At 67.3% G+C, this 16,689-nt stretch carries 16 protein-coding genes and 1 pseudogene; 11 read left to right on the top strand and 6 right to left on the bottom strand.

The window, feature by feature from the left end; genetic code table 11:
- Nucleotides 1-143: 143 nt before the first annotated feature.
- The 5 genes and pseudogenes from codA to CFB35_RS34545 form a co-directional block, all read left to right on the top strand.
- Complete coding sequence (gene codA / locus CFB35_RS22100; RefSeq protein ID WP_059574462.1) at nt 144-1,385, top strand: cytosine deaminase; 1,242 nt, start codon at nt 144-146, stop codon at nt 1,383-1,385.
- A gap of 166 nt (nt 1,386-1,551) precedes the next feature.
- Nucleotides 1,552-2,886 (top strand): chloride channel protein, encoded by a 1,335-nt coding sequence (locus tag CFB35_RS22105; protein WP_059574460.1) that lies wholly within the window; start codon nt 1,552-1,554, stop codon nt 2,884-2,886.
- 252 nt (nt 2,887-3,138) lie between these two features.
- Entirely contained in the window at nt 3,139-3,453 is a 315-nt protein-coding gene (locus CFB35_RS22110; RefSeq protein WP_081066607.1) for a helix-turn-helix domain-containing protein, read from the top strand.
- Entirely contained in the window at nt 3,450-4,709 is a 1,260-nt protein-coding gene (locus tag CFB35_RS22115; RefSeq protein WP_059574457.1) for a type II toxin-antitoxin system HipA family toxin, read from the top strand. Before CFB35_RS22110 ends, CFB35_RS22115 begins: the two co-directional genes overlap by 4 nt.
- A pseudogene (locus CFB35_RS34545) lies at nt 4,710-4,799 on the top strand (TIGR00366 family protein); the annotation flags it as partial.
- A 65-nt stretch (nt 4,800-4,864) separates the two neighbouring features.
- Here the strand turns inward: CFB35_RS34545 and CFB35_RS22120 are convergent.
- The 4 genes from CFB35_RS22120 to CFB35_RS22135 form a co-directional block, all read right to left on the bottom strand.
- Complete coding sequence (locus CFB35_RS22120) at nt 4,865-6,193, bottom strand: MFS transporter (RefSeq protein WP_059574455.1); 1,329 nt, start codon at nt 6,191-6,193, stop codon at nt 4,865-4,867.
- A 191-nt stretch (nt 6,194-6,384) separates the two neighbouring features.
- The gene (locus tag CFB35_RS22125) at nt 6,385-7,317 is read right to left on the bottom strand and encodes a 3-keto-5-aminohexanoate cleavage protein (protein WP_059574452.1); all 933 of its coding nucleotides are present in this window, start codon (nt 7,315-7,317) and stop codon (nt 6,385-6,387) included.
- Nucleotides 7,318-7,352: 35 nt separating this feature from the next.
- Nucleotides 7,353-8,159 (bottom strand): SDR family oxidoreductase, encoded by an 807-nt coding sequence (locus tag CFB35_RS22130; RefSeq protein ID WP_059574450.1) that lies wholly within the window; start codon nt 8,157-8,159, stop codon nt 7,353-7,355.
- Nucleotides 8,160-8,232: 73 nt separating this feature from the next.
- The gene (locus CFB35_RS22135; protein ID WP_059574448.1) at nt 8,233-8,943 is read right to left on the bottom strand and encodes a GntR family transcriptional regulator; all 711 of its coding nucleotides are present in this window, start codon (nt 8,941-8,943) and stop codon (nt 8,233-8,235) included.
- Nucleotides 8,944-9,327: 384 nt separating this feature from the next.
- Here CFB35_RS22135 and CFB35_RS22145 point away from each other — a divergent pair, with 384 nt between their 5' ends.
- Nucleotides 9,328-9,780 (top strand): type VI secretion system amidase immunity protein Tai4, encoded by a 453-nt coding sequence (locus CFB35_RS22145; protein ID WP_059574667.1) that lies wholly within the window; start codon nt 9,328-9,330, stop codon nt 9,778-9,780.
- A gap of 54 nt (nt 9,781-9,834) precedes the next feature.
- On the opposite strand, the gene CFB35_RS22150 is transcribed toward CFB35_RS22145, so the two are convergent.
- On the bottom strand, nt 9,835-10,626 hold the full coding sequence (locus CFB35_RS22150; RefSeq protein WP_059574447.1) for an IclR family transcriptional regulator: 792 nt from the start codon (nt 10,624-10,626) through the stop codon (nt 9,835-9,837).
- Between the two features lie 160 nt (nt 10,627-10,786).
- Here CFB35_RS22150 and CFB35_RS22155 point away from each other — a divergent pair, with 160 nt between their 5' ends.
- The 5 genes from CFB35_RS22155 to CFB35_RS22175 all read left to right on the top strand — a co-directional run bounded on the left by CFB35_RS22155 (nt 10,787) and on the right by CFB35_RS22175 (nt 15,197).
- The gene (locus tag CFB35_RS22155; RefSeq protein ID WP_059574445.1) at nt 10,787-11,563 is read left to right on the top strand and encodes an ABC transporter substrate-binding protein; all 777 of its coding nucleotides are present in this window, start codon (nt 10,787-10,789) and stop codon (nt 11,561-11,563) included.
- 88 nt (nt 11,564-11,651) lie between these two features.
- Nucleotides 11,652-12,308, top strand: a complete 657-nt coding sequence (locus tag CFB35_RS22160) for an amino acid ABC transporter permease (protein ID WP_059574444.1) — start codon at nt 11,652-11,654, stop codon at nt 12,306-12,308.
- On the top strand, nt 12,305-13,060 hold the full coding sequence (locus CFB35_RS22165) for an amino acid ABC transporter ATP-binding protein (RefSeq protein ID WP_059574443.1): 756 nt from the start codon (nt 12,305-12,307) through the stop codon (nt 13,058-13,060). Before CFB35_RS22160 ends, CFB35_RS22165 begins: the two co-directional genes overlap by 4 nt.
- The gene (locus CFB35_RS22170) at nt 13,057-14,367 is read left to right on the top strand and encodes an FAD-binding oxidoreductase (RefSeq protein WP_059574442.1); all 1,311 of its coding nucleotides are present in this window, start codon (nt 13,057-13,059) and stop codon (nt 14,365-14,367) included. Before CFB35_RS22165 ends, CFB35_RS22170 begins: the two co-directional genes overlap by 4 nt.
- An 89-nt stretch (nt 14,368-14,456) precedes the next feature.
- On the top strand, nt 14,457-15,197 hold the full coding sequence (locus CFB35_RS22175; protein ID WP_060011350.1) for a class I SAM-dependent methyltransferase: 741 nt from the start codon (nt 14,457-14,459) through the stop codon (nt 15,195-15,197).
- 24 nt (nt 15,198-15,221) lie between these two features.
- Here the strand turns inward: CFB35_RS22175 and CFB35_RS22180 are convergent, their stop codons facing one another.
- Nucleotides 15,222-16,643 carry a cytochrome-c peroxidase gene (locus tag CFB35_RS22180; protein ID WP_060011353.1) on the bottom strand — a complete coding sequence of 474 codons (1,422 nt, stop codon included), beginning with the start codon at nt 16,641-16,643 and terminating at the stop codon, nt 15,222-15,224.
- Between the last annotated feature and the right edge of the window lie 46 nt (nt 16,644-16,689).

Below are 16,689 nucleotides of genomic sequence, written 5' to 3' on the forward strand. Positions count from 1 at the left end.
GCGCGGCCCGGCTGTCGTGCCGATGCAACATGCACGGCACGTACGCGCGTCGCCGCTTTTCCTCCATACTGGTCGTCCGGACCGCACGGCCGCCGACGCAGATCGCGCGGCCGTGTTCATGCATACGACCAGAGGCCTCCCCCATGAACCTGTTCAACGTACGCCTGCGTGGCCGCGACGGCCTGTTCACGATCGGCATCGACGCCGGCACGATCGCGCGCATCGACGCGCAAGCCGCACCGATCGCGTCGACGAATCCCGACCATATCGATGGCGGCGGCCGTCTCGCGATTGCGCCGCTCGTCGAGCCGCATATCCACCTCGATGCCGTGCTGACGGCCGGCGAGCCCGCGTGGAACATGAGCGGCACGCTGTTCGAGGGCATCGAGCGCTGGGCCGAGCGCAAGGCGACGATCACGCACGACGACACGAAGGCGCGCGCGCATGCGGCGATCGGCATGCTGCGCGACCACGGGATCCAGCACGTGCGCACGCACGTCGACGTGACCGATCCGACGCTCGCCGCGCTGAAGGCGATGCTGGAAGTGAAGGACGAGGCGCGCGGGCTGATCGACCTGCAGATCGTCGCGTTCCCGCAGGAAGGCATCGAATCGTTCGACGGCGGCCGCGCGCTGATGGAGCAGGCGATCGAGCTCGGCGCGGACGTCATCGGCGGGATTCCGCATTTCGAGAACACGCGGGAGCAGGGCGTCAGCTCGATCCGCTTCCTGATGGATCTCGCGGAACGCACGGGCTGCCTCGTCGACGTGCACTGCGACGAGACCGACGATCCGCAATCGCGCTTTCTCGAAGTGCTCGCGGAGGAAGCGCGCGTGCGCGGCATGGGTGCGCGCGTCACCGCGAGCCACACGACCGCGATGGGTTCGTACGACAACGCGTACTGCTCGAAGCTGTTCCGGCTGCTGAAGCGGGCCGGGTTGAACTTCATCTCGTGCCCGACCGAGAGCATCCATCTGCAGGGGCGCTTCGACACGTTTCCGAAGCGGCGCGGCGTCACGCGCGTCGCGGAACTCGATCGCGCCGGGATCAACGTGTGCTTCGGGCAGGATTCGATCAAGGATCCGTGGTATCCGCTCGGCAACGGCAACATCCTGCGCGTACTCGATGCGGGCCTTCATATCTGCCACATGATGGGCTATCAGGACTTGCAGCGCTGCCTCGACTTCGTGACCGACCACAGCGCGACGGCGATGCATCTTGGCGACCGGTACGGCATCGAGGTCGGGCGTCCGGCGAATCTCGTCGTGCTCGACGCGGACAGCGACTACGAAGCCGTGCGCCGGCAGGCGAAGGCCACGCTGTCGATGCGCGACGGCAAGGTCATCATGCGGCGCGAGCCGGAGCGCATCACGTATCCGGATTGACAGGGCAAGACAGGCCGCTATGACCTGTCGTGCGTCGTGTATTCTAAAAATACATGAGTTGATCAAAAAAATACGTTTGTCTCATGATGGGCGCGCGCCTACGATGCGGTTCTGACGACGGCGCGCGTATTGCGCGCCGTCCTTTCGATCTTCGTTCGCCGACCCCATGCGCCTCGATCTTCCATCCGCTCCCGCTTCGTCTTCGCCGGCCGCCAGCCCGTTCGCGCGCATGGCCGTCGTCACGGTCCTGACCGGCATCGGCGCGGGTCTCGGCGGCATGCTGCTCGCGTTGCTGCTGCATGCGATCCAGCACGTCGCGTACGGCTACAGCATCGCGCACGTGATCGGGTCCGAGAGCTTCCTCACTGGCGTGACCGCGGCCGATCCGCTGCGCCGGCTCGCGGTGCTGGCCGTCTGCGGACTCGTCGCCGGCGGCGGCTGGTGGGCGCTTTACCGGTATGGCCGGCCGCTCGTCAGCATCCGTCGCGCGGTGTGCGCGGCCGATCCGCGGATGCCGTTCGTCAGCACGACGGTTCACGCGCTGCTGCAGATCGTCACCGTCGCGCTCGGCTCGCCGCTCGGCCGCGAAGTCGCGCCGCGCGAGATCGGTTCGCTGCTCGCCGGGCGGTTCGCCCATGCGGCGGGACTCACGCCCGACGATTGCCGGCTGATGGTCGCGTGCGGCGCCGGCGCGGGGCTCGCGGCCGTCTACAACGTGCCGCTCGGCGGCGCGATCTTCGTGCTGGAGGTGCTGCTCGGTACGTTCGAGCTGCGTGCGCTGATCGTGGCGGTCGTGACGTCCGCGATCGCGGCGATCGTCGCGTGGATCGGCCTCGGCAACGAGCATCAGTACACGGTGCCGGCGTTCGTGCTGAGCACGCCGCTCGTCGCATGGTCGGTCGTCTGCGGGCCGCTGTTCGGCTTCGCCGCGTACGGTTTCGTGCGGCTCACGACCCGCGCGCGGGCGAACGCGCCGAAGGACTGGCGGCTGCCGGTGTTCGCGCTGCTCAACTTCGCGGTGATCGGCTTGCTAGCGATCGGGTTTCCGCAACTGCTCGGCAACGGCAAGGGGCCGGCGTCGCTGGGTTTCGACGGCACGCTGACGATCGGGCTTGCCGCGGCGTTGCTGGTGCTGAAGGTGCTGATCGAGGCCGGCAGCCTGCGGGCCGGCGCGGAAGGCGGATTGCTGACGCCGGGCCTCGCGAACGGCGCGCTGCTCGGCGTCGTGCTCGGCGGGCTGTGGAGCGCCTTATGGCCCGGCGCATCGCTCGGCGGATGCGCGCTGATCGGCGCGACCGCGTTTCTCGCCGCGTCGATGCAGATGCCGATCACGGCCGTCGTGCTGATGCTCGAATTCACGCGCGCGAATCACGACTGCCTCGTGCCGATGTTGCTCGCCGTGGCCGGTTCGCTCGTGGCGTACCGGTTCGCGCAGCGGGTGGCGGAGGGGCGTGCGCGGGCGATCGCAGCTGTCAGCACGCTGGAAGCGGCTGCCCGCTAGCCGGGCTCACGACCGGCCACATCCAAGGTACTGGCGAGCGCGACGAACCGCACCACGACTTGGCGTGTTCGGCGGGCGTCGCGTGGATACTGGAAGGGCACGGGGCGCGCGCGTAATTCCCTTTTGAAGTGGATTAGAACCGAACATCTCACGGTAAGACCCAACAATCGGGGATTATATTTCTTGAGCGTATCTCGCTCATAACTCTATAATATTGTGAGTTATCAGAGATAAAGCGTTCTAAGATCCACTATGTTGGAATTAAGTTTCCGCAAGCCCGACGAAATCGTCACCCTCCTTTGTGCGCGGCTTCGCACGGAGCGGCTCGCGTTGCAACTGACGCAGAGCGACGTAGCCGCGCGTGCCGGCGTCGGTGTCAATACCGTGTCCAATCTCGAAGCTGGCCGCAATGTGAGCCTCGAGACGGTAATCCGTATAGCGATGGTTCTGGGACGAAGCAAGGAACTCGAGGGACTTTTCCTGCCGAAGCTCGATAGCCTGGAAGACGTTCACCGGTATGAAAAAAGTGCCAAACGCCGGCGCGTCAAGAGGGGTAACCAGAAATGATCGAGCGGATCGATGTCTACTACGACGGCTGGGGGGAACACTGGCTGTGGGGATCGATGGTTTCCACGACCGCGATCACGGGGCGCCCGTTGGTCGTATTCGAATATAGCGACGACGCGCGCAAGAGGGGGCTGGAACTGTCGTCTTATGCGCTCCCATTGCATGGGGCGAGGCTGCGCAAGGACTTTCCGGTCCACCAGCTTGGATTGCCCGGACCGGTCTATGACGCGTTGCCCGATGGATGGGGCATGTTGCTGATGGACCGCTTGTTCAAACGCCGCGGTCTCAACGCCGCACGTATCGGGCCGCTGGAGCGATTGGCTTACATTGGCAACCATGCAATGGGCGCCCTGTCGTTCGAGCCTGTCGCGCCCGAGATCCTGGCGCCGCGGCAGGATATCCCCCTCGCTCGGCTTGCGGCCGAGGTACAGGAAGTTCTCGATGGCGAGGGTGGCGAATTCCTTCATCAATTGCTGCAGGTCGGTGGCTCTCCGCAAGGCGCCAGGCCAAAGGCCCTGGTCTATCGTGATCCGCGGTCCGGCGTATTTACCACGGCCGCGGTGGCGGGCTTTGAAGCGTGGTTGGTCAAGTTCCCGGCTTGGCAAGAGCATCCCGAGGTGTGTGCGATCGAAATGGTCTACGCCGAGTGCTTGCGCATGTGCGGCATCGAGACCCCGGACACGCTGCATTTCAATTTGCCTGACGGGATGGCGGCATTTGCGTCCCGGCGTTTCGATCGACTGGACGGTCTGCGCGTGCCCATGCAAAGCGTTGCCGCGTTCACCGGCGCCGATTACAAAACGCCGGGTGCGCTGGATTACGTGAATTTCTTGCGCGCCACTCACATGTGCACCAACGACGTACGCGAGAAGGCGCGGGCGTTTGAACGGGCTGTCTTCAATGTCGCATTCAACAATCGCGACGATCATCCGAAGAACTTCGCGTACGTCATGTCGCGATCCGGCGAGTGGAAGCTCGCGCCGGCCTACGACGTGACATTCTGCGAGGGGCCGGGCGGTTACCACCAAATGGACGTCATGGGCGAGGCGCTGCGGATCGACCGAGCCGCATTGCTCGGACTGGCAAAGGAAGCGGAGCTTCCCGCAGCCGCTGCCGGCGACATGATCGACGGAATGTGCGGCGTGGCCAGCCAGTTTTCGACCATTGCGAAGTGCCGCTACGAGGGGATCATCACCGAAGACACCCTCATGGACATCCAGCGCCGAATCGACGAGAACGTTGCGCTGCTGCACTAGGGGCTCGGCATGCGCGACATCATGGGGTATTGCGTGACGACGATGCTGTTCTCGGGCGTCGTGTTCGTCGGGGCGATGTATCTGTTCTGACGACGTGAGGCGAGAGGCGGGCGGGGCTGAGCCCACCTCCCGCCAGCTTGATTCCAGCCTGCCTGTCAGCCGCGCGACCGCGCGTCGGCGCGCTCGTGCCCGTGACGCAACGCGAGGCTCGCGACCGCCGCGACGACGAGCGCGGCTGCCAGCAGCGTCAGTCCGTTCTTCGCGTTGCCGGTCGCCTGTTCGATCGCGCCGACGACGGTCGGCCCGACGAAGCCGCCGAGCAACCCGCACGTATTCACAAGTCCGAGCCCGCCGGCCAGTGCGCTGCCCGCGAGGCGCGACGCCGGAAACGTGAACACGATCGACTGCACGACGAAGAACGTCGACGCGGCCACGCACACGCAGAGCAGCCCCGCCACCGGCGACGCATGCGCGGCGCCGACCATCCCGGCCGCCATCACGACGAGCCCCGCGCACAGCATCCGCCGCGAATGACGCGATTCGCGTGCGAAGCGCGGCAGCGTCCCGGCCCCGAGTGCGGCGGCGAGCCAGGGCAACGACGTCAGCAACCCGACCGCCACCGGTGAAAGACGTCCCGACGCGCCGATGATGCCCGGCAGGAAGAAGATCACCGTGTAGATGGTCAACTGGTGGCAGAAGTACACGAAGATCGCGAGCCAGATCTGCGGATCGCGCAGCGCGGCGCCGAATGCATGGCCGCCGTGCGCGGCGACGCCCGCGTCCTGTTCGGCCGCGAGCTTCCGCTCGAGCGCGCGGGCTGTTTCCGGCGCGAGCCACGGCGCGGCGCTCGGACGGTCGGGCAACCGTGCCCACACGACGAACGCGAGCAGGATCGCCGGAATGCCTTCGATGACGAACAGCCATTGCCAGCCGTGGAAGCCGAACGTGCCGTCGAGCTCGATCAGCGCACCGGCGAGCGGCCCGCCGACGATGTTGGCGATGCACACGCCGAGCAGGAAGTAACCGGTCGCGCGCGCACGCTCCTCGCGGCCGAACCAGTACGTCAGATACAGCATCACGCCCGGAAACAGGCCGGCTTCGGCCACACCGAGCAGCAGGCGCATCACGTAGAACGACGTCTCGCCGCGGACGAACGCCATCGCGACCGACAGCGCGCCCCACGTGATCATGATCCGCGTGATCCAGAAGCGCGCGCCGACGCGATGCATGATCAGGTTGCTCGGGATCTCGAAAAGCGCGTAGGTCAGGAAGAACAGCCCCGCGCCGAGCCCGTACGCGGCCGACGAAATGCCGAGATCGACCCCCATCGAATGTTTGGCGAACGCGATGTTGGTGCGGTCGAGAAAGCTGATCACGTAGGCGGCGATCAGCAGCGGCATGAGTTTGCGGAACAGCAGCCGGTTCAGCGACGCGTGCGCGTCGCCGGCGGCGGAAGGCAAGGCCTGGGCGTGATGAGTGGACATGCGGACGACTCCGGTAAGGGCGAACCGGCGCGCACGGCAAGCACGGCGCGCCGCGTTCGGCAAATGCCGCTGCGGTCGCAGCGGATGGGCAGACGACGGAGCCGCGCCGGCGGCGCTCGAATGGAGCGGGGCGATCAAGGGCGCCTTGTCACTGCGCTTGCGGATGCTGCTGTTGGGGGATGGCCCTGCGCTCAGAAATTCACCGCGTCCCCGCCCTTGAGCGCGAGCATCGCGCGCGCCTCGGCCGGCGTCGCGATCTCAAGCGACAGGCCTTCGAGCACCTGGCGCATTTTCAGGACCTGGGCGGCGCTCGATTCCGCGAGCTTGCCGGGCGCGATCCACAGCGAATCCTCGAGCCCGACGCGTACGTTCGCGCCCTGCGCGGCGCCGATCGTCGCGAGCGGAACCTGGTTGCGCCCGGCGCCGAGGATCGACCACACGTAATCGCCGCCGAACAGGCGGTCGGCTGTGCGCCGCATGTGCATCAAATCCTCCGGATGCGCGCCGATCCCGCCGAGCAGCCCGAATACGCTTTGCACGAAGAACGGCGGCTTCGCGAGCCCGCGATCGACGAAATGCGCGAGGTTGTACAGGTGCGAGATGTCGTAGCACTCGAATTCGAACCGCGTGCCGTTCGCGCCGCAGCGCGTGAGGATCGTCTCGATGTCCGCGAACGTGTTCTTGAACACGAGATCGCGGCTTTTCTCGAGATGCTCGCGCTCCCACGGATGCTTCAGCTCGCGAAAGCGCTCGAGCATCGGGTACAGCCCGAAGTTCATCGAGCCCATGTTCAGCGACGCGATCTCGGGCTGGAAGTGCAGTGCGGGTTGCAATCGTTCGTCAACCGTCATGTGCGGACTGCCGCCCGACGTGAGGTTGATCACCGCGTCGGTCTGCGCCTTGATGCGCGGCAGGAATTCGGCGAACACGGCCGGATCCTGCGTCGGCCTGCCGTCGGACGGGTTGCGTGCGTGCAGGTGCAGGATCGCCGCGCCGGCCTGCGCGGCCGCGACCGCGGCCGTTTCGATTTCGTGCGGCGTCACGGGCAGGTACGGCGACATCGACGGCGTATGGATCGCGCCGGTCGGCGCACAGGTGATGATGACTTTGCGAGCGTTTGCCACGGATGGATTCCTTTCGATGAACGATGCAGGAGGGCTCAGAGCACTTCGACGTTGCCGCAGACGGAGATCGCCTGGCCCGTGATCCCGTGCCCGCCCGGCGAGCACAGGAACAGCGCGGTCGCGGCGATTTCGGCCGGATCGGTCATACGCCGCAGCGAGATCTTCTCGAGATAGCGCTTTTCCATTTCGTCGTAGCCGATGCCGAGCTGCTGCGCGCGCGCCTCGATCACGCGGCGCATTCGCGGGCCGCGCACGATGCCGGGCTGGATCGCGTTCACGCGGATGCCGAGCGGCCCGAGCTCGATCGCGAGGCTCTTCACGAGGCCGACCACCGCCCATTTGGTGGCCGCGTACGGCGTGCGGAACGCATAGCCGAGCCGGCCGGCGACCGACGACAGCGCGATGATCGCGCCGCCGTGTTTCGACTCGCGCAGCAGCGGCACCGCGCGGCGGGCGAACTGGAATTGCGCGCTCAGGTTGATCGCGACGGTCTGCTCCCACTGCACGGGGTCGATTTCGTCGATGCCGCCGGTCGGGCCGGCGATGCCCGCGTTGTTGACCAGCACGTCGAGGCCGCCGAGCGTGGTCGACACGTCCGCGAACACGCGCTCGACGGCGGCCGGGTCGGATACGTCGGCGAGCGTCGCGCCGATCGCACGGGCCGCGGCGCGCGGCGGCCGGTCGGCGAGCGCCGCGATCGCGGCTTGCGACGCGTCGCACACGTGCACGCGCGCGCCGCATTCGGCGAACGCGTTGGCGATTTCGAGGCCGATGCCCGACGCGCCGCCCGTCACGAGGACGCGCAGGCCGTCATAGGGTTTCAGTAGTTCGGAAGCTGTCATGCCGGGTCGTCTCCATCGTTGGTGTAGTGGGATGGCGGCCGCTCGTGCGGCGGGCGGCCGTGGCAAGCGGTCGCTACGGTTTCGCGTTCACGGTCCGCGGTGTCTGTTCGGCCCGCAGCGTCTCGGCGAGATCGTGCGCGGCGCCGCCGATGTCGAGCGCGATGCCGGCCCGCACGCCCGCGCCGTCGCGCCGTTCGAGCGCATCGACGATCGCGCGGTGCGCATCCATCGAGCGCCGCATGTGCGGGATGTCGAGCGCGACCATGTTGAGGAACGGGCCGACGCGCATCCACAGGTTCTCGACGATCGCGAGCGTGTTTTCGCTGGCGCCGTGCGCGTAGATCGCGCTGTGGAACGCGAAATTGCTTTGCAGGTAGGCGCGCGAGCGGCCGGCCTCGGCGTGCGCCTGCATCGTTTCGCAGGTCTTGCGCACGGCCGCGATCTGCGCGTCGGTCATTCGGGCGCACGCGCGCTCGGCGATGCAGCCTTCGAGCGCGATGCGCACGTCGCGCAGTTCGTCGAGCATGTCGAGCGTCATCGGCGGGACGACGAGCGCCCGATTCGGGCCGTCGACCAGCGCGCGTTCGGCGCGCAGCCGCGTGAGCGCGGCACGCACGGGCATCGTCGACGAGCCGACCGCCTCGGCGACGCTGCGCAGGCTCAGCGCCTGGCCAGGCGCGAAGCGGCCGCTCATCAGCGCTTCGCGCAGTTGCTGGTAGACCTTGTCTCCCATCGTTTCCTGTTCGATGGCTTTCAGGGCGGGCGGAACGATACGAGGCGGCAAGGCGGGGTTCTCCTGGGTTTGATCTGCGATCTGTGATCACACTGGCGATGGGTGAAGTCTTGACGATCGGGGGAGCCGAGTCAAGTCGAACGGGATCGGGGAAAACGAGGGGGCGGGTGGGCGAACAGGCTCGCAGACCGATGCGTATCCAGTCGCTCTTTCTTGTCGAAACCCTTCCATTCAGGGCCGCGACAGTCGGCAATACTTTTCCACGTCAAGGTTCGATCCGGGTCTCGCGGCACGGGTCCCGCGTTGCGCAACATCGATCGGGATGGCATGGAGCCGAGCCACGCTATTCAACGGGCGCACATGTTAGGACCATTGCTACTTCAACGAGCCGGGCGCGCGGTATCGTACCGATCGCGCAAATTTTTGGAGCTTGTCATGAGGGGAGTCCGGATCGCTGCCGCGTTCGCGTGCATCGCGTTTCAACCGGCGATGGTCGTGGCGAAGGACGCCGCACAGCCGTCGCCCGAAGCCGGCTCACGGACTCACCTCCAGAACTTCAAGGACATGGTGCTTGCGGAGTGCCTGGCTACCGCTTATAAGCACGAGCCCGGCGCGAGCACGGACATCGGCAGCAGCGCCAGCGCGTTGCGCGACTGGACCTACTACGACATGGAACGTGCACCGGACGTGATTCACGCGCTGGTCGCGAAGTATCTGGCGCGCGACTATCGGAATCCGATTGTCGAATCCGAAGTCCGGGATGTGAAGTTCGACTTCCTGAAGTGCATCGATCTGTATCACGGCAAGGAACTGGACGCTGCGGCGAAGAAGCTCGTATTGCGCCCGAACGGTACCTACCGGGCCGAGCATTCCCCAAAGCCGCGGTAGCGATCAAACGCCGCTGCGCAATGCAGCGGCGCGCCGTGCGTCATTTCCCCGGCGCTATTCAAGCGTCCGGATCGAATTGCTGATGCCGCGCGCGCAGTCGATCACCGCCGGCGCGAGCTTGCGGCGCGCGTCGTCGAACGTCCAGCGGCTCGTCGGTGCGACCACGTGCACGGCCGCGACCGGCTGTCCCTGACTGCCGAGCACCGGCGCCGCGATCGACATGTCCCCGATGAACAATTCTTCCTGGTTGGTCGCGTAGCCTTCGCGCCGCGCGCCATCGAGCAGCGCGACGAGCTCGTCGAGCGCCGTGACCGTGCGCGGCGTATGCGGCGTGCGCACCATGCCGTCGAGCCGCGCGCGCGCATCGTCCGGCGGCAACGCGCTCAGGAACGCACGGCCGGAGCCCGTGCAATACATCGGGATACGGCTGCCGATCGGCATGTGGATCGGCACGAACTTGGTGGACACGAAACGCGCGACGTACACCATTTCATCCTCGTCCGGCTCGGTGAGGTTGGTGGTTTCGCCGGTCAGGTTCGTGAGCTCGGACAGGAACGGATTCGCGACGTCGATCAACGTGTCGGCCGCGAGATAGTTGAAGCCGATCCGCATCACGTGCGGTGTGAGCTGGTAGCGGCGCGTGACCGGATGCTTGCGGATGTAGCCGAGCTTCTCGAGCGTGTAGACCATTCGCTGCGCGGAGCTTTTCGTCATCCCGGCCGCGTCGGCCACTTCCGCCAGCGTCATCGTGCGCCGTTTCGCGCTGAACGCGCGCAGCACGTTCAGCCCTTTCTCGAGCGACTGGTTGAACAGCAGATCGTTTGATTGGTCGGGCAAGGTGTCCATGGCGAGGGGCGCGAGCGATTCGATATCGCATCATATCGTATCGAATATCGATACGCAAAAATCTGTTTGCGATATTTTTGATTCGTTCTAAGATCGGGTCATCGTCGCAGTGTCGATCAGCGGCCGGCCGGCGCATCGGATTATTCGAGAAGGAGTCACCATGGTTCCGTTCATCAAGCGGTTCGGCGCACTGGCCGCCGGTTTCGCCACCTGTATCGCACTCTCCACGGCTTCGGCGAGCGCCGTTGCCGCCGAGCCCACGCTGAAGGTCGGCGCGACGGCCACCGGCGTGCCGTTCACGTTTCTCGACGTCAAGAGCAATTCGATCCAGGGGATGATGGTCGATGCGATCACCGCGGCCGGGAAGTCGGCCGGGTTTCGCGTCGACGTGCAGCAGACCGTGTTCTCCGCGCTGATCCCGTCGCTCACCACGCAGAAGATCGACATCATCTCGGCCGCGATGCTGAAGACGCCGGCGCGCCAGCAGGTCGTCGATTTCTCCGACACCGTCTACTCGTTCGGCGAAGGTCTGATCGTGAAGGCCGACGACCCGGGCCGCTACACGTCGATGGACGATTTCAAGGGGCAGGCGGTCGGCGCGCAGGTCGGCACGGCCTTCGTCGACGCGCTCAACAAGAAGGGCATCTTCAAGGAAGTCCGGACCTACGATTCGATCGCCGACATCATGCGCGACGTCGCGCTCGGGCGCATCAAGGCCGGCTTCGCCGACCAGCCGATCGTCGCGTACCAGATCGAGCACGGCGTCAATCGCCAGGTGCGGCTCGTGCCCGAATACCAGAGCGTCGTGAAGGGGCAGGTGTGCTTCATCGTGCGCAAGGGCGACACCGCCATGCTCGAACAGCTCAACGGCGCGATCCGCAAGATGAAGAGCGACGGCACGCTGCAGCAGATCCTGCAGAAGTGGCACATGAGCTGAGCGTCCGCGCCCGAGTTCCGACCGGTATCGCCCGCGCGTCGCGGGCATCCCCAGCGGCGGGCCGTCCGGGCGTCGCATAGGAGACCTCATGTTTTTCCAGAACGCGATCGATTTCCTGCCGATCCTGCTGAAGGGCGCGGTGGTCACGATCGAGATCACCGCATGCGCGTTCGTGCTCAGCTCGGTGCTCGGGCTGATCCTCGCATTGCTGAAGGTGTCGCGCAATCGGGCCGTATCGACGGCCGGCAGCACGATCATCAACGTGATCCGCGGGCTGCCGATCATCGTGCAACTGTTCTATATGTACTTTGTGCTGCCCGATCTCGGCGTGCAGCTGTCGGCGTTCCAGGCTGGCGTGCTGGGCCTCGGCATCGCGTATTCGGCGTATCAGGCCGAGAATTTCCGCGCCGGCATCGAGGCGATCGACCGCGGCCAGATCGAGGCCGCGCACGCGATCGGCATGCGCGGCCCGATGATCATGCGGCGCGTGGTGCTGCCGCAGGCGTTCCGCATCGCGCTGCCGCCGTACGGCAACACGCTGGTGATGCTGCTGAAGGATTCGTCGGTCGCGTCGACGATCACGGTCGCCGAGATCACGCGCGCCGGCCAGCTGATCGCGTCGTCGACGTTCCAGAACATGAGCGTCTACACGCTCGTCGCGCTGCTGTATCTCGCGCTCGGCCTGCCGCTGATGTTCGGCGTGAACCGGCTCGGCAAGCGGCTCGCACTGAGGAGAGGCGCATGATCCGGATCGATTCGATACACAAGCGGTTTCAGCAGCACGCGGTGCTGAAGGGCGTGAGCCTCGACGTGCGGCAGGGGGAGGTCGTGTGCCTGATCGGGCCGTCGGGTTCCGGCAAGTCGACCGTGCTGCGCTGTATCAACGGCTTCGAGACCTACGACGAAGGGTCGATCACGATCGACGGCGTGAAGGTCGACGCGCATTCGAAGCGGATCCACGAACTGCGAATACGGGTCGGCATGGTGTTCCAGCGCTTCAACCTGTTCGCGCACCGCACCGCGCTCGAGAACGTGATGGAAGGGCCCGTGCACGTGCGGCGCATGCCGGCCGCGCAGGCGCGCGAGCAGGCCCGCGCACTGCTCGACAAGGTCGGGCTCGCGCACCGGATGAATGCGTATCCGTCGGAGCTGTCGGGCGGGCAGCAGCAGCGCGTCGCGATCGCGCGCGCGCTCGCGATGGAGCCGCAGGCGATTCTGTTCGACGAGCCGACGTCGGCACTCGACCCCGAGCTCGTCGGCGAAGTGCTCGGCGTGATGCGCGGGCTCGCTCGCGACGGGATGACCATGGTGGTCGTCACGCATGAAATGGCATTCGCCCGCGAGGTGGCCGATCGCGTGTGCTTCCTGCACGACGGCACGATCTGCGAGAGCGGACCGGCGCGCGACGTGCTCACGCAGCCGACGCATCCCCGTACGCAGGAATTCCTGCGCCGCCTGCTGGCGTCGGACGGCGCCGACCACCCGGATCGAACATGAGCGCAACGAACGCGGCACCCGGATGGCCCGGCTCGCGGTGGCCGGATTCGCTGTGGGCGGCGACCGCCGCGCCGGCGCCCGATACGCCCGCGCTCGACGCGTCCGCGTCGTGCGACGTGGCGATCGTCGGCGCCGGCTTCACCGGCCTGTCGACCGCACTTCATCTGGCCGAGCGCGGCGTGAACGTCCGCGTGATCGACGGCGCGCAGCCGGGGTGGGGCGCGTCGGGCCGCAACGGCGGGCAGGTGATTCCCGGGCTGAAATACGACCCCGACGAACTGGTGCGCCGGTTCGGCGACGCGGCCGGCGAGCAGCTTGCCGGCATCGTCGGCGGCGCGGCCGACACGGTGTTCGACCTGATCGCGCGGCACGCGATCGACTGCGATGCGCGTCGCGAGGGCTGGATCCAGCCGGCGCCGACCGCCGCGATGCTCGATACGGTCGCGCGCCGCGCGCAGCAATGGGCCGCGCGCGGCGCGCCGGTCGACGTGCTCGGCCGCGACGACGTCGCGCGACGGCTCGGCACGCCAGCGTATGCGGGCGGCTGGATCGATCGCCGCGCGGGCAGCGTGCAGCCGCTCAGCTATACGCGCGGCCTGGTGCGCGCCGTGCAGGCGAGCGGGGCGGTCGTGCACGGAGCGACCCGCGCCGTCGGGCTGACGCGGGCCGACGGCCGCTGGCGGATCGCGACGTCCGGCGGCGCGACGCTGTCGGCCGAGCGCGTCGTGATCGCGACCAACGGCTATACGGACGGGCTGTGGCCCGGCTTGCGTCAGTCGGTGATCGCCGCGAACAGTTTCATCGTCGCGACGGAACCGCTCGCGCCGGCGCTTGGCCGCGACATCCTCGCCGGCGGCGAAGTCGCGTCGGATGCGCGGCGCCTGCTGCTGTACTTTCGCCGTGACGCGGCCGGGCGCCTGCTGATGGGGGGGCGCGGCCCGTTCGCGGAACCGCGCGCGCCGAGCGACTGGCGCCATCTCGAACGCGCGACGACGCTGCTGTATCCGCAACTGAAGGGCGTGCGGTTCGAATACCGCTGGGCGGGGCGCGTCGCGATCACCGCGGATTTCCTGCCGCACGTGCACGAGCCGGCGCCGGGCGTGACGATCGCGCTTGGCTACAACGGCCGCGGCATCGCGATGGCGACGACGCTCGGCAAGCACCTGGCCGCGCATCTGTCGGGCGATGCGCAACTGCCGCTGCCGTTGCGCGTCACGCCGATCCGGCCGATTCCGTTGCACGGGCTGCAGCGCTTCTACATCGCGGCCGGGGTCGCCTGGTATCGGTTGCTCGACAGCCTGTCGTGACGCAGGCGCGACAAGATCGCCGTCCAGGTCGCCATCCGTCGTCCGATCGGGCAGAATCGGCCAGCCCAGTTTCCACCGACGGATGCCGGATGACCGAACCGAATGACCCGACCCAATCGCCCGGCCGCCGCGCTTACGCGAGCTTCGCGCAACGCTATGCGGACATCGCGCCGACGAAGGCACACAACGCGCTTTACGAGCGGCCGGCTACGATGGCGCTGCTCGGCGACGTCGACGGCCTGACGGTGCTCGACGCCGGCTGCGGGCCTGGCATCTGCAGCGCGCATCTGGCCCATCACGGCGCGACCGTGCATGCGTTCGACGTGACGCCGGAGATGGTCGCGCTCGCGCGAACGCGCTGCGCCGGGCTGGCGGTCGACGTCACGGAAGGCGATCTGGAGGCGCCGCTCGCGTGGCTGCCCGACGCGTCGGTCGACAAGGTGCTGTGCTCGCTCGCGCTCGACTACGTGCGCGACCTCGCACCGACGCTGCGGGAATTCCGGCGCGTCGCGCGTGCCGGGGCAACGCTCGTGTTCTCGATGGCGCATCCGATGCGCGACTGGTTGGACGAACGCACGCGTGGCGACGGCACCTACTTCGATACCTCGCGCTTCGGTTTTCACTGGTCGGGGTTCGGCGAGCCGCGGCCGTACGTCGAAGCCTGGCGGCGGCCGCTCGCCGACATCCTGAACGCGGTCTCCGACGGCGGCTGGCGGCTCGACCGCTTCGTCGAACCGAAGCCGCTGCCGGAAATGAAAGCCGTGTCGGAACGGCTTCATGCGGAGCTGTCGCTCGCGCCGGCGTTTCTCTGCATTCGCGCGCGCTGCTGACGCGGCGCTGCGCTCGGCCGGCGTTCAGCGCTGCGGCGACGGGTCCGTCAGCGTGCCGAGAAACGCTTCGATATCCTTGATGTCCTGCGCCGTCATCGCAGGCTTGTCGCCCGGCTTGCGATCGAACGGCGCGTCGGTCACGTCGACGTTCGCGCGATATTTCGGCGGGATGTCGTCGTATTCGTCGATCTTGCCGTCCGGCCCGCGCGGATAGAACTTCTGCGGCGAGATGCTGCGCTCGTTGTAGAACGCCATCACCTGGTCGAGCGTATGGAATACGCCGTTGTGGAAGAACACGTGGCGCGTCGCCGCGTTGCGCAGCGTCGGCGTCAGGAACATCCCACAGTACTGCGTCTGGTCCTTCAGGTCGTCGCGGAACGGCCCGCACACGCCGAGATCGTGGAACGCCGGGTTGCGGTTCTGCGCGAGCGCGCGGTTGCGCGGCGCGCCCAGCGCCTCGTACTGGTAGTCGGTAAACATCGGCGGCAAGCCGTCCTTGCCGGGCTTCGACAGGTGGCAGCCCGCGCAATTGGCCTTGTCCGGATCGTTGAACAGGCGCAGCCCGCGCAACTCGGCCTGCGTGAGGCGTGCGCGGCCTTCGAGCCAGCGGTCGTACTTGCTGTCGTACGGATGAAACGACGGGTCCTCGACCTGGTAGCGCGCGATCGCGAACATCGCTTCCGATACCGCGAGCTGCGGCGTGGAGAACACGCGCGCGCCGAACAGCTGCTCGAATTGCGCGCGATGCGACGACTGCGCGAGCTTGCGCGCGACGTCGTCGACGCTCGCGTTCGCCATCTCGACCGGATTCAGCAGCGGCCCGAACGCCTGTTGCTGCAGCGTATCGGCGCGGCCGTCCCAGAACATCCCGCCCTGCGGCACGAGCTGCGGCGCCGCCGACGTGCCGGCCACCTTCTGCGCCTTGACGACGCCGGCCGCCGCCGTGGCCTGCTGCGCGACACTGGGCGCGGCGTCGTTCTCGCCGGCATCGGGACCGATGCTGAAGTTCGGCTGGCGGTACAGGTACATCAGCGACGGCGGCGGACGATAGCCCTGCTGCGTCATCGCGAGGCCGCCCGGCTGCACGTCGAGCGCATTCGGCGGGCCGTACGCGTGATCGGGGCTGTGACACGACGCGCACGACTGCTTGCCCGACGCCGACAGCGACGGATCGTGGAACAGCGCGCGTCCGAGCTGCGCGACCGCCGACAACGGCTGTGCGGCAGGCCGCTGCAACACGACCGGATGCAGGTTCGCGCCCGTCCAGTCGGCGACCACGGCGCCGATCGCCGCCGGCACCTGCGCGGGAAACGCGATCGCGAACGCGCCATAGCCGAGCACGGCCGCGCCGAGCACGAACGCCGCGCGGCGCAGCAGGCGGAAAGGGGCGCGCGGCGCGGGCGCGCCGGCGGCATCGGGAGACGGAAACGCGGGGCGAGCTGTCATGCTGTCGGTCGAAAATCGGGCGCCGCACGAGGCGGCGCGTTAAATG

The organism is Burkholderia sp. AU16482, from assembly GCF_002223285.1.
Taxonomy (GTDB): Bacteria; Pseudomonadota; Gammaproteobacteria; order Burkholderiales; family Burkholderiaceae; genus Burkholderia; species Burkholderia semiarida.